General features: G+C 39.4%; 19 protein-coding genes, 1 tRNA gene and 1 rRNA gene. 7 read left to right on the top strand and 14 right to left on the bottom strand.

What is annotated here, in order from left to right:
* Positions 1–5: 5 nt before the first annotated feature.
* From P2W73_RS06640 to P2W73_RS06615, 6 genes are all read right to left on the bottom strand, one after another.
* Positions 6–1534: ribosomal RNA gene (locus P2W73_RS06640) — 16S ribosomal RNA — on the bottom strand.
* Positions 1535–2409: 875 nt separating this feature from the next.
* Positions 2410–3150, bottom strand: coding sequence for a tRNA pseudouridine(38-40) synthase TruA (truA, locus tag P2W73_RS06635; protein WP_276501223.1), 741 nt, complete (start codon positions 3148–3150; stop codon positions 2410–2412).
* Between the two features lie 44 nt (positions 3151–3194).
* Positions 3195–4481, bottom strand: coding sequence for a hypothetical protein (locus P2W73_RS06630; RefSeq protein ID WP_276501222.1), 1287 nt, complete (start codon positions 4479–4481; stop codon positions 3195–3197).
* A gap of 295 nt (positions 4482–4776) precedes the next feature.
* A complete protein-coding gene (locus P2W73_RS06625) occupies positions 4777–5559 on the bottom strand; it encodes a TPM domain-containing protein (RefSeq protein WP_276501221.1) in 783 nt (260 codons plus the stop codon).
* Between the two features lie 5 nt (positions 5560–5564).
* The gene (locus P2W73_RS06620; RefSeq protein WP_276501220.1) at positions 5565–6032 is read right to left on the bottom strand and encodes a TPM domain-containing protein; all 468 of its coding nucleotides are present in this window, start codon (positions 6030–6032) and stop codon (positions 5565–5567) included.
* Between the two features lie 15 nt (positions 6033–6047).
* Complete coding sequence (locus P2W73_RS06615; protein WP_276501219.1) at positions 6048–6644, bottom strand: LemA family protein; 597 nt, start codon at positions 6642–6644, stop codon at positions 6048–6050.
* 149 nt (positions 6645–6793) lie between these two features.
* Here P2W73_RS06615 and P2W73_RS06610 point away from each other — a divergent pair, with 149 nt between their 5' ends.
* Positions 6794–7894: a PQQ-dependent sugar dehydrogenase gene (locus P2W73_RS06610; RefSeq protein WP_276501218.1), complete on the top strand. Its 1101-nt coding sequence runs from the start codon at positions 6794–6796 to the stop codon at positions 7892–7894.
* A gap of 4 nt (positions 7895–7898) precedes the next feature.
* Here P2W73_RS06610 and P2W73_RS06605 read toward each other — a convergent pair whose 3' ends face one another.
* The 4 genes from P2W73_RS06605 to gap form a co-directional block, all read right to left on the bottom strand.
* Positions 7899–8519 (bottom strand): hypothetical protein, encoded by a 621-nt coding sequence (locus tag P2W73_RS06605; protein ID WP_276501217.1) that lies wholly within the window; start codon positions 8517–8519, stop codon positions 7899–7901.
* A 60-nt stretch (positions 8520–8579) separates the two neighbouring features.
* Complete coding sequence (locus P2W73_RS06600; protein WP_276501216.1) at positions 8580–9776, bottom strand: phosphoglycerate kinase; 1197 nt, start codon at positions 9774–9776, stop codon at positions 8580–8582.
* Between the two features lie 19 nt (positions 9777–9795).
* Positions 9796–10146, bottom strand: a complete 351-nt coding sequence (locus tag P2W73_RS06595; RefSeq protein WP_276501215.1) for a hypothetical protein — start codon at positions 10144–10146, stop codon at positions 9796–9798.
* An 84-nt stretch (positions 10147–10230) separates the two neighbouring features.
* Entirely contained in the window at positions 10231–11244 is a 1014-nt protein-coding gene (gap, locus tag P2W73_RS06590; protein WP_276501214.1) for a type I glyceraldehyde-3-phosphate dehydrogenase, read from the bottom strand.
* 215 nt (positions 11245–11459) lie between these two features.
* Here gap and P2W73_RS06585 point away from each other — a divergent pair.
* From P2W73_RS06585 to P2W73_RS06560, 6 genes are all read left to right on the top strand, one after another.
* A tRNA-Glu gene (locus P2W73_RS06585) sits at positions 11460–11531 on the top strand.
* 162 nt (positions 11532–11693) lie between these two features.
* Positions 11694–12947: a tyrosine-type recombinase/integrase gene (locus tag P2W73_RS06580; RefSeq protein WP_276501213.1), complete on the top strand. Its 1254-nt coding sequence runs from the start codon at positions 11694–11696 to the stop codon at positions 12945–12947.
* Positions 12932–13798: a hypothetical protein gene (locus tag P2W73_RS06575; RefSeq protein ID WP_276501212.1), complete on the top strand. Its 867-nt coding sequence runs from the start codon at positions 12932–12934 to the stop codon at positions 13796–13798. Before P2W73_RS06580 ends, P2W73_RS06575 begins: the two co-directional genes overlap by 16 nt.
* A gap of 92 nt (positions 13799–13890) precedes the next feature.
* Entirely contained in the window at positions 13891–14217 is a 327-nt protein-coding gene (locus tag P2W73_RS06570) for a hypothetical protein (protein WP_276501211.1), read from the top strand.
* A gap of 13 nt (positions 14218–14230) precedes the next feature.
* A complete protein-coding gene (locus P2W73_RS06565; RefSeq protein ID WP_276501210.1) occupies positions 14231–15163 on the top strand; it encodes a hypothetical protein in 933 nt (310 codons plus the stop codon).
* Positions 15164–15302: 139 nt separating this feature from the next.
* The gene (locus P2W73_RS06560; RefSeq protein ID WP_276501209.1) at positions 15303–15800 is read left to right on the top strand and encodes a hypothetical protein; all 498 of its coding nucleotides are present in this window, start codon (positions 15303–15305) and stop codon (positions 15798–15800) included.
* A gap of 210 nt (positions 15801–16010) precedes the next feature.
* Here P2W73_RS06560 and P2W73_RS06555 read toward each other — a convergent pair whose 3' ends face one another.
* The 4 genes from P2W73_RS06555 to P2W73_RS06540 form a co-directional block, all read right to left on the bottom strand.
* A complete protein-coding gene (locus P2W73_RS06555; RefSeq protein ID WP_276501208.1) occupies positions 16011–17810 on the bottom strand; it encodes a phosphotransferase in 1800 nt (599 codons plus the stop codon).
* A 12-nt stretch (positions 17811–17822) separates the two neighbouring features.
* Positions 17823–19700, bottom strand: a complete 1878-nt coding sequence (locus P2W73_RS06550; RefSeq protein WP_276501207.1) for an AAA family ATPase — start codon at positions 19698–19700, stop codon at positions 17823–17825.
* Between the two features lie 14 nt (positions 19701–19714).
* A complete protein-coding gene (locus tag P2W73_RS06545) occupies positions 19715–20272 on the bottom strand; it encodes a type I restriction endonuclease (RefSeq protein ID WP_276501206.1) in 558 nt (185 codons plus the stop codon).
* A 144-nt stretch (positions 20273–20416) separates the two neighbouring features.
* Positions 20417–20603, bottom strand: a 187-nt coding sequence (locus P2W73_RS06540; RefSeq protein WP_276501205.1) for a hypothetical protein, incomplete at its 5' end; no start/stop codon positions are given.

Here is a 20603-nt window from a genome sequence, read left to right as displayed (position 1 = left end):
TCTAAAAAGGAGGTATTCCAGCCGCACCTTCCGATACGGCTACCTTGTTACGACTTAGCCCCAGTCACCAGTTTTACCCTAGGCGGCTCCTTACGGTTACCGACTTTAGGTACACCCGGCTTCCATGGCTTGACGGGCGGTGTGTGCAAGGTCCGGGAACGTATTCACCGTATCATTGCTGATATACGATTACTAGCGATTCCAGCTTCATGGAGTCGAGTTGCAGACTCCAATCTGAACTGAGAAGAGGTTTTTGGGATTAGCTTCATATCACTATGTTGCAGCCCTTTGTCCTCCCCATTGTAGCACGTGTGTAGCCCTGGGCATAAAGGCCATGATGACTTGACATCATCCCCTCCTTCCTCACGTCTTACGACGGCAGTTTCACTAGAGTTCCCAGCGTTACCTGATGGCAACTAGTGATGGGGGTTGCGCTCGTTGCGGGACTTAACCCAACACCTCACGGCACGAGCTGACGACAGCCATGCAGCACCTTACTGGCAGTGTATTGCTACAAAGTGAGCTTTCACCCACGGTCTCCCAGCATTCTAGCCCAGGTAAGGTTCCTCGCGTATCATCGAATTAAACCACATGCTCCACCGCTTGTGCGGACCCCCGCCAATTCCTTTGAGTTTCAATCTTGCGATCGTACTTCCCAGGTGGGATACTTAATGCTTTCGCTCAGACACCAACAGTGTATCGCTGATGTCGAGTATCCATAGTTTAGGGCGTGGACTACCAGGGTATCTAATCCTGTTTGATCCCCACGCTTTCGTGCCTCAGTGTCAATATTCGTGTAGCCAGCTGCCTTCGCAATTGGTGTTCTATGTCATATCTAAGCATTTCACCGCTACATGACATATTCCGCTAACCTCCACGATATTCAAGACTGATAGTATCAATGGCAGTTCCCAAGTTAAGCTCGGGGATTTCACCACTGACTTACCAACCCACCTACGCACCCTTTAAACCCAGTGAATCCGGATAACGCTTGCACCCTCCGTATTACCGCGGCTGCTGGCACGGAGTTAGCCGGTGCTTATTCATATGGTACCGTCAGACGACTTAGAAAAGCCTTTTTTCGTCCCATATAAAAGAAGTTTACAATCCAGAGGACCTTCATCCTCCACGCGGCATGGCTGGTTCAGACTTTCGTCCATTGACCAATATTCCTTACTGCTGCCTCCCGTAGGAGTCGGGCCCGTGTCTCAGTGCCCGTGTGACTGGTCGTGCTCTCACACCAGTTACTGATCGTAGGCTTGGTGGGCCGTTACCCCGCCAACTACCTAATCAGCCGCACACCCATCTTTAAGTGATAAATCTTTAATAAGAGTTAGATGCCTAACCTATATACTATGGGGTATTAATCCAAATTTCTCTGGGCTATTCCCCGCTTAAAGGAAGGTTGTGTACGTGTTCCGCACCCGTTTGCCGGTCGCCATCAGTGTATTGCTACACCATGCTGCCCCTCGACTTGCATGTATTAAGCCTGCCGCTAGCGTTCATCCTGAGCCAGGATCAAACTCTCCATTGTAAATGATGTTTGATACTGACAGTAGAATTCTCAATAGAAAATTAAACGTGTCAAATCTAAATTGTGTTTAGCTTGACTTACCTATTGTTTTTGACGTTCCGAAGAACTGTCAAAGTGCTATTGTTTCCCAACTTTCAAAGATCTTTTGGCTTTATTTTGCCATCCCTTTTGTTACTCAGACTAGCTCAGTATTTTTGGGAGTGCAAAGGTAGGAGCCTTTTTATTTCTACCAAATTTTTCTTCATTTTTTTTGAAAAAATTTCAGAAGCATTGGTTTGATAATCAATTTGTTTTGTGAAGAACTTTCCGTTTTTTAATGACGGACTGCAAAGGTAAGCGTTCAATATTTACCGGCAAATTTTTTTGTAAACTTTTGTTCACATTTGCCACGCAGTGTTTTTCACAATCTCAGAGAACTAATCCCGTTTTTAAGCGGGGTGCAAAACTAAGGGTTTGAGTATTACTACCAAACTTTATTTCCTGATTTTTTTGCTTGTAGTTTTCTTAAAACCAAATGATGTTATTCAGAGAACTAATCCGTTTTTAAGCGGGGTGCAAAACTAAGGGTTTGAGTGTTACTACCAAACTTTATTTCCTGATTTTTTTGCTTGTAGTTTTCCTAAAATCAAATGATGTTATTCAGAGAACTAGTCCGTTTTTAAGCGGGGTGCAAAACTAAGGGTTTGAGTATTACTACCAAACTTTATTTCCTGATTTTTTTGCTTGTAGTTTTCTTAAAATCAAATGATACTATTCAGAGAACTAGCCCGTTTTTTAAAGCGGGGTGCAAAGATAGGAGTGAAATTATTCTCACCAAATCTTTTTTAAAACTAAACCCGCCAATCGCCTAAAATATAGACCCACAGGAAATAAAATCAGGCTTCGATCAGCGGAAATTTAACCGCCACCAGGAATAAGCCATGTGCAGGGACTGCAAAACTTGCTTTTGTACAATCTCTTGCCTCGATTATCCGCCTGAATTCGGGCAGATCGATTTTTCCTCTTCCGACCTGTAACATAGTGGCTGTCAAAGCTCTTACCATTCCTCTAAGGAAACGATTGGCTTCGACATGGTAAATCAAACAACCATTTTCCCAAAACCACTCACTTTGGCTAACCTGGCATTGAAAGGTTTTAACCTGCGTATTTCTCTTTGAAAAAGAAGTGAAATCATGGTATTCCTGCACCACTGAAGCGGCTTCCCGCAATTTATCAAAATCGAGCTTATAGGGAAAATAATAAGCTCTACCCATCAGGAATGGATCCTTTTGCCGGTAGATAAAGTATTTGTATTCACGGCTTATTGCATCAAACCTGCAGTGAGCTCCTGGTGAAACCTGGGAAACAGACCTTACCACAATTTGAGGCGGCAATATCGCATTGATCTTATAAACAAACTTTGGATTTAACGGCTGCTGAAAGTCGAAGTGAAAAAAATTTTGCAATGCATGTACCCCGGCATCCGTTCTTGATGAGCCGGTCATTGCTACTTCTTCCCTTTGTAATATTTTAAATGCTTTTTCAATTTCTGCCTGGATGGTATTGGCATTTTCCTGGGATTGAAAACCACTGTACTGAGAGCCATTGTACGATACTTCGAGAAAATAACGGGGCATGAGTTAGCAACGATTGACTAGAAAGGCCTTTTAAACCAAGAGGCTTATTTAATCATGTTTTTAAACCGATGAATAAAATAGGGGTCTTTAAATTCGTTTTGTAATGCTACGAAACTAGCCGGATCGCTGCTATAAGGATAGGCGGCCTCATAAAATTGAAACTTACCGGGTTCATTCAAAAAAAGAGCACCGAGATTTTTTACCTGTTCGCTGGAAAAACATCTGAGCTTAAACTCCTTTTTAGCTTCAGTTAACATCGCCTCATCATCTTTTTGACCAGCCATTTTCTTTCTTAGTTTGAGAAAGTCGTTTTGAGAAGCAACAGCCTTGCAATTAGTCTTATTTACAGCCAGAGATGACATATTTTCTTTCGAATCATCAATATTCAAAAACTTCTTTTCATTAACAGGTGATGTATTTTCAGTTCCGAAAAGCGGAGCTGTACTGGGAATTAATATACTGATTGTATCTTTCTCACCCCCCGGATACTGATCTATAAACACCAACCCCAAACCTTCTAAGCTAGAACTTTCTGATTTTTTTAGTACAACTGATCTTCTATAAGCTGTTTGCGGTTGAGTATTTTCTTTCTGCGATGTTGGTGATCTTTCTAATGCAATTGTTTTATTAGCCGTGTCGGTTTTTGTTTCTTCTAAAGCAACTATTTTGTTTGTCGTTTCAGCTTTAGTGTCCTCAACATTTTTCAACATCGAAGAGGCGTTGATAGAATCTTTCTTTTCTAACTCCTTGTCCTTTACCGCTACTTGTGGTTGTACACTGTCCTGCGGTAATTTCGAAATCTCTTCTTTCTGAGATACTATTTTTGGAGTTTCTGCTTTGGGTTCGTCGCTTTCGACAATTCCAGTTGTTTTGCTGCTATCAATGGTTGCAGCTGGCTTCGCCTCTAGCTTCGGTTGAAGTTCTTTTTCTTTAACAGGAGCATCTTGCTGCCTGGCAACCACATCCTGACTGATTGATTTTTCTTCCTTCACCACAGCGAATACTGGCTTTTCCCGTAGGGAAGGATCGTTGGCCGCTTTGGATAAAACTTCAGTAAATAGCGAAACTGCCTGTGGCTCTGTTTTGATTTTGGCGATTTCCTTTTTCCCCGCCATTACAACATTTAGTGTCTGCAAATCAAATAGCCCCCACCCTCTTTCATTAAAATTCTTTAATAAAAAGCCATGGTCGTTAGATTTCATTGCAATTGAAAAATCCTGCTCGGGCCATTTATTTTGCGGAAATCCTACCTTGAAATTATAAGTACTGTCCTTCAGTTGTGATAAAATAACATACCCGGATGGGGATGAACTTATATTTTTATCATTCATCTTCACAAAAAAAGGTTGCTCCGCTTCAGACTGTATGTAAACGAAAAAAGTCTTTTGAGAAAAACTTATGCCACTCAATACCAGAAAAGAAATGCTACAAATAAGCCGGTTCATTCAGAAGATGCTTTCATCAAAATTAATTCAATTAAGTCTATAAACAGTTGCGCAAAGAATGACTTATAATTTTATTATATATTAGTTTGAGCTGGTTTGAAAGGAAGGCCTGTATGCGGATACTGTCATCTGCTGACACGCAGGCGATTTATCAATAAACACCAATAATTTTTATTACTTTTTACCAGCTTCCACTTGCTCCGCCTCCGCCGCCACTTCCACCACCAAATCCACCAAAGCCTCCGCCGCCTGACCAACCCCCGCCTCCTCCGCCACCAGACCAGCCGCCGCCGCCTCCGGTCCAGCCACCAGTTGGCAACCACCATCCCCTGTAACCACGACGGGATACATATCCACCACCGCGTCCGCCCCCGGCGCCACTGAAGAGAATAACAAGAATAATAATGATAAAAATAATAGTGCCCAAACCCGGCCCTTTACTACCCTTCCTTTTTGCATACCCTTCCGGAGCCTTGTATTCCCCGGCAGCAGCCTTGAATATTGCATTGGTTCCTTCATCAAGACCGCGATAGTAATTATTCTCACGGAAATTGGGAACAATTTCATGGTCGATGATCGAAGCAGCAATCAGATCGGGGATAGCGCCTTCTAAACCATAGCCAACTTCTATCCGAACTTTGCGATCATCTTTTGCAACCAATACAACAATTCCGTTGTTTGCACTTTTACCCCCTACACCCCAGCGCCTCAAAATTTGCAAGGCCACATCTTCTATTGGGTAATCACCGGTGGTTGGAATAATAACTACCGCAACCTGGCTGGAAGTACTGTCATCGTAGGCGACAAGTTTACTTTCCAGAGCTTGTATTTGTTCCGGCGTAAGCGATTGTGTAAAATCATTTACCAGCTTTGGCGGGGAGGGTCGCTGCGGAACATATTTATCTATTTGAGCATAGGCACAAACAGAAGAAAGAAAAAATAGGAAAAGAAAAAATTTCTTCATGAATATTATTTACCAAATACGACCTCGTCCGGCAATTCATTTTTATCTGTATCGTTATCAAATGGGAAGTGGGTATGCAGGGCTTCACCGACATCAATTACACATTGACGAATTCCCTCTGCATAGTTATCCCTGTTAAAGGAGCTGATCATTTGTTGTACTTCGCGATCCCAGTATTGTTGCCCCACTTTATTGTGAATGCCGGCATCACCATAAATCGCCAATTGATGATCTTTCAACGCAGCATATATGATCACAGCGTTACGATCCGCTGTTTTTTGCATTTGCAGTTTAAAGAAAATCTGTTCAGCCCTGTCGATGGCATCCATGTAAGGGCAACGGCTTTCGATAAATACACGTACTTCTCCACTTGTTCGCCTTTCTGCATTGCGCACTGCTTCAACAATAAGTTGCTTTTCTTCAGGGGTGAAGAACTCGTTCTTTCTCTGCCAGGGGAAAATTTTCAACCACATTATTTTATCGGGTAATCAGAATTTTACTTCGGGAGCTTTCTGTGCTCCTTCATCGGCCTTAAAACCCTCTCTCACTTTAAAGCCAAACATTCCTGCAAAAAAGTTCATGGGAAAAGATCGAACTCTTGTATTATATTCATTAACGGTCCCGTTAAAATCATTTCTTGCCACATTGATCCTGTTTTCTGTTCCGGCCAATTCAGCCTGTAAAGCACGGAACCCTTCATTTGCCTTTAAATTCGGATAGTTTTCAACTACTACCATTAAACGGCTTAAAGCGCTGCTCAATTCGCCCTGAGCGGCCTGGAATTTCGCGATGTTTTCATCGGTGAGATTAGCCGGATCCACTTTTACGCTATTCAGATTTTTATATCTCGCCTCGATTGTTTGAATCAAAGTCTGTTGTTCAAAATTGGCCTCACCTTTTACCGTATTTACCAGGTTAGGAATAAGATCAGCTCTCCGCTGATAAGAGCTTTGCACATTGTTCCACGAATTTTTTACCGTCTCATCTTGCTTTACCAATCCGTTATAACCATTACAACCCATTACACCAACAATAAGAACGATTGCAAGAATAATTATCAAGGTGAGGTTTTTTGTCCCTTTCATGGTAGATAGTTTTTGTGTGGCACTAAAATTAGTGCTTTTAGTATTTCAACAAGATAAATTTTCCCTTCATCAAGATTTATACAGGAGTTGATATTTTATAACGAACTATGGGCATGATTTTGGCCGTTATGTTTATACAACTGGCAGATATGAATTTTCTAAAAAATTCTTTTCTCCTCTTTATCATTTTATCGCTGCATGTATTGCAGTGCAAAAAAGAAAATAAGAACATTGAACCGCCCGGGGCGGTTGAGATAAAGGACAGTGCAATTGTCAGCAGCCTGCGTTTACCCTGGGAAATTTTGTGGGGCCCTGATGACCATATCTGGATGACTGAAAGAAACGGGAAAGTAAGCCGTGTCAATCCATCCACAGGTGCTGTAACAACTATTTTAACAATTGATGAGGTGGTATCAATCGGGGAAGGAGGACTTTTAGGTATGACGCTGCATCCCAATTTTGCTGCAACCCCACATGTTTTTGTAGTTTATAATTATAATAGCGGTTCGGGCTACACTGAAAAAGTAATTCGCTATACGTACAATGGAACTCTCTTAACCGAGCCAAAAATCATTATCGATAACATTGAGGCCGCCAATTTCCATAATGGCAGTCGTTTGCTAATCATCGGTGAAAAACTATTTATTTCAACCGGCGATGCTTCCAATCAATCTTTGGCGCAAAATAAATCATCGTTGAACGGGAAAATCCTGAGATTGAACCTGGATGGCAGTGTTCCTGCGGATAATCCTGTCGCCGGAAATCCTTATTGGTCTTTTGGTCATCGTAACCCGCAAGGCCTTGTATTTGCCAACAACAAACTTTATAGTTCTGAACACGGCCCCAGCGATAACGACGAAATTAACATTATTGAAAAAGGCAGAAATTATGGCTGGCCAGATGTGCATGGCCTTTGTAATACGCAGAACGAACAAGACTTTTGTTCAGATAACAATGTCGTAGAACCTATCCAGGCGTGGACGCCGACTATCGCCACCTGCGGTCTTGATTATTACAATAGTGACCTGATACCGCAATGGAAAAACTCTTTATTACTGGTGGCGCTCAAAAACTCAAGACTATATCAAATGAAACTGGATGAAACATTTTCTAAAATAATCAGCACCAACGAATATTTCACCAATAAATACGGCCGAATGCGGGACCTATGCATCTCACCCCAGGGAAAAGTTTATATCTGCACCAGTAATGGGAGTAATGATAAAGTGATAGAGATTAGTAAAAAATAAGCTCCTACTTTTTCAATCTTATTACTTGAGTTGCATCAACTATAACCTGGGCATTGTATCCATTTATTATTTGGACCGTATTGTATTTAATTGGAGATGTTAATACAAGAACGTCGTTCTCCCAGCTAATTTTAAAATCTTGTGGTATTGTCTGGTTCGAAGCGCCTCCACCGCCAGCTGCAGGGTCAAAAGCAACAAGACCACTTTCCAGGTGAATTGAATCTGTACCGACTGTTTTATAAGTAGTGGATGCACTTGACACAGGCATATCACCTTCAAAAGGTGAGTCATCTGAAAAGTCGAGAACACCTCCTACATAAAACTGTGTTTTGACGTTCGTTTTAAAAGAGTAGCTTAACCCACTGGTTTTAATATTCTTAGAATCGATGGTAACGGTTCCCTTGGGGTTTTGCGCAACAATTGGGTAGGATGTTATCATTTTTTCCTGATCAACTCCAGTGCCGGCAGTTATTGAACTTTTCACGGAAGCCGTCATACCTATGAAATTCCAGGTACCAAATAATTTGTCATTCGTATTTTCCTGGGGTGGATCGGAATCTTTTTGACAGGAGGTTAAGAATAATCCCAAGGTAAGTATTACCAGCAGTGCTTTAGTTGCTTTCATTTTTATGGTGGTGTTTTAATAGGTGGCCAAAATAATATAAAAATTCAACACCCCATAGCCCTATTGCTGTACCGCCGCTATTCCCGGCAAAACTTTTCCTTCAAAATATTCCAGCATCGCACCACCACCCGTAGAAACATAACTTACCTTGTCAGCATAGCCAAACTGGTTTACTGCAGCTACAGAATCACCACCGCCTACAAGGGAGAAAGCGCCTTTTTGTGTAGCTTCTGCTACTGCAGTTGCAATAGCTTTGGTTCCATGTTGAAATTTTTCCATTTCAAACACTCCCATCGGGCCGTTCCATAAAATGGTTTTGGAACGATGAATCACATTTACAAATTGCTTAATAGCGTTTGGACCTATATCGAGTCCCATCCAGCCGTCCGGGATATTATTACTTGGTGCATTGGAGGTTTCAGCGTCTGCAGCAAACTTATCAGCGATAATAGAATCGGACGGCAAATGAATACATACACCCTTTTGATTTGCTTTTTCCAATAATTCTTTTGCCGTGTCGAGCCTATCGTCCTCACATAAAGATTTACCAATCTTTCCCCCTTCTGCTTTCATAAAAGTATAGGCCATGCCGCCACCAATAATGATGTCCGTGGCTCTTTCAAGCAGGTTTTCGATGATTAAAATCTTGTCAGACACTTTCGCACCGCCAATGATGGCCAGAAAAGGCTTTTCGGACCCATGTAAAACTTTTTCCGCACTGCTCACCTCTCCTTCCATCAATAGCCCAAACATTCTTTTATCTGCAGGGAAAAATTTAGCTATCACTGCTGTCGATGCATGTGCCCTATGCGCCGTTCCAAAAGCGTCATTTACCCAAACATCTCCGAGTTTCGACAGTTTTTCGGCAAATTTCTCATCGCCCTTTTCTTCTTCTTTATAAAATCGCAGGTTTTCCAAAAGAAGCACTTCCCCCGGCTTCATCATGCTGGCGGTTGAAAATGCCTGCTCACCAATGCAGTCATCAGCAAATAAAACCGTGGCGCCGCCAAGCAGCTCACTTAAATGCTTAACCAGGTGTTTTAAGGAATACCTTTCTTCTGGTCCTCCTTTGGGGCGACCGAAATGCGACATTAATATCGCAATGCCACCATCTCCGGTAATTTTTTTAATGGTAGGAACAGCGGCTTTCATCCTCGTATCGTCGGTAATCTCGTATTTATCATTCAATGGAACATTGAAGTCAACTCTAACCAATGCCTTTTGGCCTTCAAAATTGTGATCCGAAAATTTTGACATAAAAGTCATTTTTAAAATTTTATAATCCCTTCGCGCTATTCGTTTCCTTAAATAATAAGTACCCGTCAATCACATCCATCACTTCATCGGTAACATCTTTTCCTCCTTTTAAATTAGTACGTATAGCGCCGCAGGTATATTTTGGTCCCCAGGGAATTCCCCACCACCCAAAAAAGAAGGAAATGGCAGTAAATAAAAAACTTCTTTTGATTGTACTCTCACCTGACCTGATCAGGTAAACACCAGAAACATCCCTGAAAGTAACAACAATTAAAGATAGGGTATATGCAAAATAAACAAACCTCCCGCCCTCTTCCACCTGCTGCTGAAGATCAATAGCAGAGAGGTCGTCAATGTTTTTTATCTTCATAAACCGTCCCGGCGAGAATGAAAACCGCAATGTTAACAACAAAAATGTTCTGTTGTATTCATTGCGGTTTCTAAAACTATTTCCTTATTTACTGATCAGCTTTGCAAAATAATGCACCGTGCGAACCAACTGGCTGACATAGCTCATCTCATTATCATACCAGCTCACTGTTCTTACCAGTTGTGTATCCCCAACTGTCTGTACTCTCGTTTGCGTAGCATCAAACAATGAACCATAAGTAATGCCGATAATGTCACTGCTCACAATTTCATCCTCTGTATAACCAAAGCTTTCATTAGCCGCAGCTTTCATTGCTGCATTTACCTCGTCCGTAGTGGTTTTTTTGTTAAGGATAGCTGTTACTTCTGTTAATGACCCGGTCAAAGTAGGAACCCGTTGGGCACTTCCATCTAACTTTCCTTTCAGGTTGGGTAATACAAGACCAATGGCTTTTGCGGCTCCGGTGCTATTAGGCACAATGTTGTGTGCGGCGGCCCTGGCACGGCGAAGATCTCCTTTCGGGTGAGGAGCATCCTGTGTGTTCTGATCGTTGGTGAAGGCGTGGATGGTTGTCATCAATCCGTTGACAATGCCAAATTTCTCATCCAGTACCTGCGCCATCGGGGCCAGACAGTTTGTGGTGCAGGAAGCGCAGCTGATGATAGTTTCACTACCATCCAAAATATTATGATTAACGTTAAACACAATTGTCTTAAGGTCACCAGTGGCCGGAGCTGATATCACTACTCTTTTTGCGCCAGCCGTTAAGTGTGCAGCCGCTTTGTCCTTATCAGTAAAGAACCCGGTACATTCCAGCACCACATCTACATCGTGGCTTTTCCATGCTATTTCTGCCGGATTTTTTTGCGCATATATTTTTACCTCATCTCCATTTACGATAATCGAGTTTTCAGTAGCCTTTACATCCGCGTCAAAACGGCCCTGAGCTGTATCGTATTTCAGCAGGTGTGCCAGTACTTTGGGACTTGTAAGGTCATTGATTGCAACGATATCAATTCCATCCATTTTATAGATCTGGCGATAAACGAGGCGGCCAATTCTTCCAAAACCATTGATGGCTACTTTAACTGTACTCATAGTTGTAAAAAAATTTTAGTTTTTAAAATTGCCGGGCGAAGTTAAGAAACCGTTTTTGGTTTCTGATTTTCTGTGTAATTGTTTTTGGGATGGGGTCACGCCGTTCTATTGAACGTTTGTTGCAATACTTATCTGCCGGCGGAAGTCGATTTTAAAAAAGTCATTTTTTTTTGGCTGTAAACTATTGCACTCCTATCTTTGCCGTCCCTTAAAACGGCCCGTTCGTCTAAGGGCTAGGACACCACCCTTTCACGGTGGTGATACGGGTTCGAATCCCGTACGGGCTACAAGAACAAATTCAGTACAACCCAGTACGACACGAAATCCCCGCAATGTCAATACCAGCGGGGATTTTTAGTTTCAATACACCCCACTAAAAAACAGTTTCCGTAAAATTTTGGTTCACCAGTTTGTCACCAAAACAAACAATTTCACCAAAAATTAAAAATATGAAGGCGACTGTCACCTTTTTTCCAAACACTACCAAGAAAAGCAAGAAGAATGGCAAGGTGCCAATGTACATGAGAATCTCTTACAAAGGCCTAAAAACTGAGAGCAGGCTGAATGTCGAATTAACCCAAGATGAAATACGCAAGTGGGATCCATTTACTATGCGATTCTCCGAAAGAAATTTTCCCGCTAACCACATTTTGAATAGGCTGGATCAAAAATTCACGGATTTTCTTATCCTGAATTCTACAGAGCTATCAAGATATAATCCTGTAGATATAAAAAACTTCGTCATAGGAGTCGAAACAAAATCCAGTTCGATAGCACTGCTAGACTTTATTGACAATTATTTCAAAAACGAAGTGGCAGCTAACATCAACAAAACGCCTGGCACTGTTAAAACATACCGACGAGCCATCAACCACATGCACGGGTTCCTCTCATACAGAAATCAAAGGTCATTAACTGTTCAACAACTAACATTCGAAATAGCCAACGACTTCAAAAATTACCTTACTAACTCCAACCCGCAATTAAACCGTGCAGGAATGACCGAAGTGTCCGCTGCCGGTGTTATCAAGAAATTCAGGACAATGTTTACACGAGCTGTTGACAGAGGGTTGTTGCCTTCCAACCATTTTAAGGCAGTCAAAATCAAAACAAAGTCCCCAAGGAGGGAAAGACTAACAAGTTTTCAAATCAGTCAATTATACAACCTAACGACACAGCTATTGCCACATCTGCATTTGTACAAGGATATTTTTTTATTTTCGGTATATACAGGACTGGCTTATCATGATGCCATGTCCTTGACTCAAAAAGACATTGAGAAGCGGCCTGATGATAGCCAAAAGCTTTTAATCAATAGAAAAAAAACAGGGGTAATTACCGAATGTTTTTTACCGGAAGAAGCAATACAGATTGTCAATAAATATGGCGCCTTTGCAGACTGTATAATTACAGGTAAATTATTACCCTATAGATCGAATAAGGAAGTCAATGCGCAGTTAAAGATCATTGCAAATTGCGCCGGAATCAAAATTCCGCTGTCAACCCATATCGCCAGACACAGTTTCCGTCAGCTTCTGTCTGAAGCCGGCATAACTGACTATGGGGTAATAAAAAGATTGATGGGGCAAACAAGAAGTGGGGATGTTGATGAAGTTTACTATTCGATTACCGAAAAAAGCCTCTGGCTAGCCAAAAAAAAGATTGACTTACATTTAAAAGAATTTGTATGCACACCGATTTAAACGGCTACGTAACACACATTGAAGAAGAGTATTTGAAAGCAATTGAAGAAATTAAGCATAGAGGTAAAATCAGAAAAATCGAATTTTTTGCGGCCGATTTGAAACTTGCTAAGGACGCTGCTTACCGAAAAAGAAGACCTGATCCAACCTTTTTTACAACTATTAGTCGCTATTATTATGATCTGTGTTTTGAGGCAGATAAAGCAGTTAAAGACCGGTTTATCTTTTGGGGGATTCCCGAAACGGCATTGAAATGGATGATACCACTCGATGACATCTTAAAATCCATAAAGGCAATTGAAATTGACAATAATGCATTATTTCTCAAAAACGTGGCTCTTCAAATTATTCAGTGCCATATAGAAATCAAAACAAAATTTGAAATTTTTTCTTGGGCTGACACAGCGACAAGAAAAAAGCACAGAGAATTATCGCAACATAAATACTTCCATAATTTTTTCAGAAGATTTGATGAGGGCCATGGAAAATTTAAAAGAAAAAGCAACAGATTTGAGATCCTTATGGAATCACTCTTACAAGAAATTGCTAAAATTGCGAAGGATAAAAAGGAAAAACGAGCGTTGTTTATTGACCAATTAAAAGGTGAGAGCAGGATTAGTTTGGAGATTTTACCAGCCCTATTTTTTAATGAACCAGAAATTTCTGAAAGCAAAAGGCTGCTGGCGTTATTTGACATATTGAATTTAATATGCAAGGACAAACATTGGTTAACTGAATTGGAATTTGACAGAATTAAAGCCCGCAAAAATGTCGAAGACAAATCTTTCTATGATGGGACGTACAATATTTATTTGATAAATTCAATAAAAAAATATCTTTATAAGACTTAGACAATCAACCTAATACAAACTTTCCGTAAGAATTTTAGTTTATCATTCAAAGGTTTCTTGATCCATCTTGGGGGCTATAAATCAAGAAACACATGGATTCGAATGAAATTATCATCACCATCTGCGAGGAACTAATAGAAGTCAAGAAAACTCTTCTTTCACTATCACTCACAAATCCCGTTTCCGAGAAATGGGTGCCACGTGCGGCACTCATGGAATTCCTTCAATACGGCAATACCCAAATTGCTGCATTAATTCAAAAAGAGCGTTTAATAACAACAAAAGTTGGCAAGAGGATTTTTATTCTCCGCGAGTCAATTGAAGCAATGCTTGACCGAAACGCTTCGCAAGGGTCAACCACAATCACTGCCAACGAAGATCAACCCAGCACCAGTAATAGATTAAAAAAAGTATTGTAAGGTAAATATCGTGATGCCACCATTAGCTTTAGATATAACCCCTCTCTCCTACCCCAAAGACGTCCGTGTGCTCACACGGTCACCGGAGTTTTTGGTAGCGAGACGGGATACCTACGGTGTCGGTAATAAGTATCAAACAAACCGGCAAATCAAATATTGGTCAACCTGGTTTCTTCTTAAAGCCTTAACCACGTCGGGCAAGATTCAGGCATGGACAAAACAAAAGGAGTACATACTGAAGTGGATTCGCCTTTGTGAAAAAACATTCAAATCTCAACTAAGCTGGTTGCAGTCGCAAGGCCTACTAACCGTGGATACCAAGACCAATCTAATTAGCCTGGCAAGCTTTCGGAAGGCCGCCGCAATACTCGGCATCCCTTATACCGGCACCTATACAATCGGATACAAACCAAAAAATGAAAATGCTAAACAAAATTTTCGACTCCTGCTGATAGCAGAAGAATTCAAACAGAATCAAAATATGCAAGCAAAGGCCATCATGTCCAAACTGGAACGAAATCCCACATCACGTCAAGACTTGATCTTTCTGCTCACAGCACATGGCTGCGATGAAAAGCGCCTGCTGTTAGACAGCAGATACTTTATCGAACGACTATTGCAATTACAGATCAGGCTTTTCCAAAAGGGGTCAGAGTTTACATCAAGGGCCATGATCGTCAGGGCGGACATTAACCGGGGCGCAAAGAAGATACAAGAGCATCACCGTTACCGTTCAGCACAATCCGTTAGCTATTTGAAAAGGAAAATGCTTGAAGCAGGAATTATGCAGGCTAAGAAAATCGTCGTTCACAGCGAAAATCGAGGCAGGATTAATTACTCAACACCGGATGGCTCGATAAAAGATGGCTATAAATGGGTTCCAAGAATTAAAAATACTGTTTGGTTTCTTACGGATCAATTAATCTTTAATGTGACACATGACTAGTCATATCTTAAATAAAACTTCAGTGGAAAAAATTGTTCATTACATAAATGATCGTAGAACTTATATACCATTACTAAGTGTTTTTAGTACTAAGAATATTTCAGAAAAATACTTAAGAATATCTAAAATCAAATTTTAAATGAGTAAAATTAGCAACAGCGAATTTATTGCTCAAAAAGCAAAATCGACCAACCAAATACACCTATTGCTACTGGATTACTTCCTTTTCAGGAGTTACATAATATTTACGAGCGGAAAAAAAATCCATATGTATGGCTTCGAGCACCAGTGTACCTACAACCAAGTATTTAGTGGCAAAATTTCTTCGATTATCCTGGATCGAAAGAAGGGATGGAATTTCCTTGTAAACTATATAAGGGATAAAAGCATACAAATCAACACTGCTAAAATCTATATGAGGGATGAGGTGAAAAAACCATTTGACAAGCTTTGCATTTCTTATTACCAGGGCAGCTGGCAGGAAGATTTTATTCCAACAATAGCTGAAGAAAAACGATTCCTGGAATTAAAAAGTACCGTTTCAGATGGACGTGTTATCATCAATAATGATGACCACTATCAGGAGATAGATTGGAGGAAAGAGGTTGAATCAAGGCTGGGTCAACCTAATCGTTAATCCCAACTGTCAGATTAATTCTTAGCTTTTACATAACTAGTCTTGGCTTTACACAGCTCTCGCTCACACCGCCTTCTTTGCTTCAACTGTCCGCCACCGGCCACTGGGGCTTTGATTATTTTCTGAGATTTTAATTTGCTATCTGCTATGAGTAAATCCTTCTTAGGTCGCACACTTCGCGGTTCGGGGTTCTGCTGAGCGAAATATTTTTCAAATTAAACTTACAATCCGATTGCCTAGTTTTTCCGCGACTTTGTATGCATAAAGTTGATTTAATCCATCGTAACGAACTTGTCGAAACGTGAGCATAAAAAGTGCAATTAAATAGTCAAGCTTATTACTTTCATCGCTGATAAATTGATTAGAAAGTTGCCTAATTACAGCAATCAAATGAAAGGGTTTAGTTAAGTCACTTCTTTTTATGGAATTATATCGAAATTCGGTACTAAATGACGAGGGTGACAAAAGATCATCTTCAATCTTATCTAAAACATCCAATTCAATATAGAATGGAATATGTCGGAATTTAATCGAGCATTCAAGAGTTACATAATCAATAACCGAATGATGCTTATTTGTATCGCCAAAATCGATTAAAAAGACGTTTTCCTTTTCATCAATAAAAAAATTTTCAGTATGCAGATCACCGTGACAAACTTTCGTTTTTACTGACATCTTGTGGTCTGAGATTTTCTTGAAATTCTCTAACAATGGAAGACTATTGACCTTGTCCACCGAAATATCTTGAATTCTTGAAATAACCTTTTTTATTTTCTCAAGATTAATATAACTCGTGTACAAATCTCCCATTCTAAGATTATGATGTTTATTGAGTCTAACATCCCAATTACTTTTAAAAAGGGTTATATCAAAGAGTTTTCTAACAATGACTTCAAAGTCAGCAACTCCCTTAGCTGGGTTTTCATAGAAACTTGCGAATGACTTAGATTGGATTTTACTATCGGTGGATGCATAATTGTATTTAATTGCAATATGCGTATCAGTTTTTTCTGGGTCTATTGTATATAAGGTGTCAAGACCTTCAATAAACTGCTTGAAGTTTTTTAGCTCTCCTTCGATTTTTGCTTTTCTTTCCTTGCTTGTGATATTGTCAATTTTCACAACATATTTTGCCGAGTTACCATATTCTTTAAAAGGTGTCACCTCAATAACTTTAGACCCGCTAAAACCTGAGCTTAGAACCTTATATTCTAGTGTATGATAATAGTTTTTTGAAAATAATTTCTTCAATATTTTTTCTTCAAATGGATTTAATTCTTGGTTAATTACATCGATTTCAGTTAAATATCTTACCTCTCTTCTAATTTCTTCAAAGTTTTTATTTAATGAATTGAAATCCTTACTTAGGTCGTCAATTTGAGTTACATTGATCTGTTCGATGTTGTTAAAATACCCGCTTAAAGTGTCTAAAAATTCTTCTCCCTCTTGAGCGGACGAATTTGGAGAAAAAATTAGAAGCGCCAAGTAAAATTTTTTTAACCTCACCGTACTTTCTTTTAAGTCAGAAAGAAACTCATTGAACTGAATCATCTCACAGTCATCACCTAGAAGATTGCTTGCTTTATCAAGTAATGGGTTTTTAGAATAGGAATCATGAAGTAATAGGATATCAGTTTTTAGATTTTCTTCTCCGAATTTTAGGATTACAAATCTTCGCAAATGATTGTATTCATCTTTAATGCAGTTCAGTAGACATTGAAGCTTATGATCCAAATCATCTATGCGTTCTTGTGTTTTGATTGGTGTGGTTGTTTCTTGAATCTTAAATGCATCAGGATTAAATTCTTTTAGCTTTACTCCTTTTTTGAATAATTTTTCTCCAAGTTGTTTGTGATATGCTTCAAACTGAGCTCGGTCTTTTGCCGGTATTTTATAAATTGAAGAAAGTATTTCTTTTACAAGTGCTATTGTAGGGTAATTTTCAGAGAAAGCCAAAGCTTCTTTATGCTCAATTTCTTTTTTTAATATTTCTAATTCTGTAGTATTCATTTTCTAGCCTTTTTAATACCCATAAATGTTTTTTCTCTTTAAAAAGGCTTCCTCACCACCCTCCAATAACTTGATAATATTTTCCTTTACTTCATCAACGCTCCCATCCTTTTCAATTTTAGCTAGATTATCAAAAGTTAGGAATATATTATACTCGGCTTCTGATAAAACGGGAATGTTTGGATTGTGAGTTATAAAAATTAACTGTCTGTCAGCTTTTTGATCTCTTATTATTTCATGAATGTTCCCTGATATGTATTTGTTGTCTAGATTATCTTCAGGTTGATCTATCACTAACGGATTATTTGAAACTGCAAAAACTATTGGCAAGACGGTAGTACAACGTTGTCCCATCGATAGTTCATCAGACTTCCGATAAGTTTCAGATTCAAGCTCGCCGACTGTTCTTACTTTCAATAAAAATTCTGGTAGGTCTGGGCAATACAATCCTTCAATTGAGTATATAGCATCAGTTTCATGCAAGGCGTTGACTAATGCCTCAGATCTAACTGCATCTATTCCCGTAATTGTTTTTAAACTTTCAATGTCTCTGTTGTGTACCAGCTTGGCGAATTCATCAGGGTTAAATTTTTGTATAATTTTTGGTATCAACTCATTATATCTTAATCCTGAACCTTTTAATGCACTTCTTAATCTTTCTTCGTATTCATCAACAATACCACCAAAAGTCAAACTAATTTTTATTTCTCCTTTAAACTTCTCATTTAATTCAATTATACATCCGAGTCTTTTATTGAAAAGGGTTTGCTTATATTCATTTAGCTTTTTTACAAGTTGTTCTCGTCTCTGTTTTATTTTTTGTCTTTTAGACTGTTTTTCCTCTTTATCCTTTAAGAGAGCAGCTTTTTCATCCAGAGTTTTGGTTAATCTGTTGTATTTGTTAATATATTCTTTGTGGTCATCAAACTTCTGCTTAAGCTTAACAAACTCTGCTTGTTGAAGGTCATGATTATCTTTCAGGGATGATGACTTTGAAACTAGAGCTGAGAGAAAACTTTCAATTACTTCTTTGGATTTAGAATAGTTAATTTTAATTACTTCTAAAACATCTTTTGTGTCTTTAAGTATTATATTGATTAGCTCTTTATTTAAAAAATTATCGGCATTTTCAGGAATATTGGTTCTTTCAAAGTCTTTTATTTCATCAAGCCTAGCATCCGACTCATCCTTAATTTGGGTTAATTCACTTGTAATTCTGTCAACAAGCCGTCTCTCTCCGTTTCTTGTCTTTTCACTTGAATCGGCAATTTCAAATTCTCTCTGTTCTTCTTCTTTAATACCACTGGGTTGTCTCTCCTTATGTTCCATTAATTCCGCCTCTATATTCTCATAGCCTCTTAGCTTTTCGTCTATTTGAAGAAATCTTGCATTAATTGTTTTTATCTCCTGTGAATTTGATTCAAGGTCAATTTGAATTGTTTCTATTTCTTGAGCCAGTTCTGCCACATCAGATAAAATCTTTTTGTCTAATAACTTCAGTCTGTCCTGGCTATTTCTTCCTATTTGTTCAATAGCTCCGGCTTCGTAAATATCACATTCAACGTCACTAATTATCCTATCTATTGATATAAAAACGCCATCTGATGTCTTAAATGGTTGAGGTTCGTCATTAAAACTCTTCGTAATTCTGTAACTGGAATCTTTATCAACTTCAATTTCAACTATCACTTGACCATTGCCCAAATTATTTTTCAAAATATTAAACGCAGAAGATTCATCTTTTGACAAGGCCGTTTTTAAAAAATATAGTAACGTGGTTTTCCCAGTTCCTCTGCCACCCATTATACAATTTAATTTTTCCGAAAAGTCAATTTTTATATCCTCAAAAAAAGTAGAATTTTTTATCTCTATTGATTTTATCTTTTTCATTACTTTTTGGTTTTTTAAGCAATTAATCTTTTTGTCAATTCCATAATCTGCTCCACTTCATCTTCTAAATGTTCCCCGATTCTTCGTATCGCTTCCACCTGGTAAGAGCGGATGATAATGCTTTCTTTGATCTTCACGAAAGAAAGCGGTTGCCGGTTTTGTTTCAGGAATAACAGGCGTTCCAAATCTCCTTTTGTAAAAAATCCCGCAACAGGCCGGTCAGGATAATCCAGGGAATCCCAGAACCAGATATCATCACAATTGGTCAGAAATCCAAATGGACGAAATGACTGCTTCTTCTCAATTTTTGTGTTGTATTGATACAGTTGTTCTTTGCCTACACGGGCATCTCGTCTTGTACGTTTAGCCTCGATCACAGTCAGTACTTCGCCGTTATCACAGAATAAACAGTAACCGGTAATACCATTTATGGGAGCAGCGTCATAGCCATCAACGGGAATTTCAAAACCAATAGACCGGCGGTCGGCAATATCCCAGCCGGCTTTCTTTACAAGTGGATCGATGACATTGTACCGTGTTTCTGATTCGCTGAATTGGTTTTGGTTGAGCATGCAGGTTTAATGGCTGTAATCCAATAAAAATAATCATTATTGTCCGACAAAAATCGGGTTCAAAAATGCTGTAACACTTTGCTGTTAAAGGTTACAGGCTAAAAAATCATTGTTGCAAAACAGGGGGGAGCACCCCTGGTTTTTTTATGTTGTAAAAGCAAAAGAGGCATTATATGTTTTCCTCCATGCTTTATACGTGTCTTTGATAAACTCCAGCAAGGCTACATAACTCATCAGGTGAAGCCGTATAACAGTAATCATATTGGCAAATGATTTCTTTGTAGCAGCCTTTTTTCTTATTACCACCATTAGTAACTGCGCTATCAGCACG

Origin of the sequence: Terrimonas pollutisoli, assembly GCF_029360765.1 — a bacterium.
GTDB lineage: Bacteria > Bacteroidota > Bacteroidia > Chitinophagales > Chitinophagaceae > Terrimonas_B > Terrimonas_B pollutisoli.
Note: the sequence above shows the minus strand (reverse complement) of the source record. Positions and strands in the feature narration are given on the sequence as shown.

What these genes read in the sequence shown, in the direction of transcription:
- truA (WP_276501223.1), bottom strand. Translation starts at nt 3,150, where the DNA reads ATGCCCCGTTATTTTCTCGAAGTATCGTACAATGGCTCTCAGTACAGT.
- P2W73_RS06630 (WP_276501222.1), bottom strand. Translation starts at nt 4,481, where the DNA reads ATGAATGATAAAAATATAAGTTCATCCCCATCCGGGTATGTTATTTTA.
- P2W73_RS06625 (WP_276501221.1), bottom strand. Translation starts at nt 5,559, where the DNA reads ATGAAGAAATTTTTTCTTTTCCTATTTTTTCTTTCTTCTGTTTGTGCC.
- P2W73_RS06620 (WP_276501220.1), bottom strand. Translation starts at nt 6,032, where the DNA reads ATGTGGTTGAAAATTTTCCCCTGGCAGAGAAAGAACGAGTTCTTCACC.
- P2W73_RS06615 (WP_276501219.1), bottom strand. Translation starts at nt 6,644, where the DNA reads ATGAAAGGGACAAAAAACCTCACCTTGATAATTATTCTTGCAATCGTT.
- P2W73_RS06610 (WP_276501218.1), top strand. Translation starts at nt 6,794, where the DNA reads ATGAATTTTCTAAAAAATTCTTTTCTCCTCTTTATCATTTTATCGCTG.
- P2W73_RS06605 (WP_276501217.1), bottom strand. Translation starts at nt 8,519, where the DNA reads ATGAAAGCAACTAAAGCACTGCTGGTAATACTTACCTTGGGATTATTC.
- P2W73_RS06600 (WP_276501216.1), bottom strand. Translation starts at nt 9,776, where the DNA reads ATGTCAAAATTTTCGGATCACAATTTTGAAGGCCAAAAGGCATTGGTT.
- P2W73_RS06595 (WP_276501215.1), bottom strand. Translation starts at nt 10,146, where the DNA reads ATGAAGATAAAAAACATTGACGACCTCTCTGCTATTGATCTTCAGCAG.
- gap (WP_276501214.1), bottom strand. Translation starts at nt 11,244, where the DNA reads ATGAGTACAGTTAAAGTAGCCATCAATGGTTTTGGAAGAATTGGCCGC.
- P2W73_RS06580 (WP_276501213.1), top strand. Translation starts at nt 11,694, where the DNA reads ATGAAGGCGACTGTCACCTTTTTTCCAAACACTACCAAGAAAAGCAAG.
- P2W73_RS06575 (WP_276501212.1), top strand. Translation starts at nt 12,932, where the DNA reads ATGCACACCGATTTAAACGGCTACGTAACACACATTGAAGAAGAGTAT.
- P2W73_RS06570 (WP_276501211.1), top strand. Translation starts at nt 13,891, where the DNA reads ATGGATTCGAATGAAATTATCATCACCATCTGCGAGGAACTAATAGAA.
- P2W73_RS06565 (WP_276501210.1), top strand. Translation starts at nt 14,231, where the DNA reads ATGCCACCATTAGCTTTAGATATAACCCCTCTCTCCTACCCCAAAGAC.
- P2W73_RS06560 (WP_276501209.1), top strand. Translation starts at nt 15,303, where the DNA reads ATGAGTAAAATTAGCAACAGCGAATTTATTGCTCAAAAAGCAAAATCG.
- P2W73_RS06555 (WP_276501208.1), bottom strand. Translation starts at nt 17,810, where the DNA reads ATGAATACTACAGAATTAGAAATATTAAAAAAAGAAATTGAGCATAAA.
- P2W73_RS06550 (WP_276501207.1), bottom strand. Translation starts at nt 19,700, where the DNA reads ATGAAAAAGATAAAATCAATAGAGATAAAAAATTCTACTTTTTTTGAG.
- P2W73_RS06545 (WP_276501206.1), bottom strand. Translation starts at nt 20,272, where the DNA reads ATGCTCAACCAAAACCAATTCAGCGAATCAGAAACACGGTACAATGTC.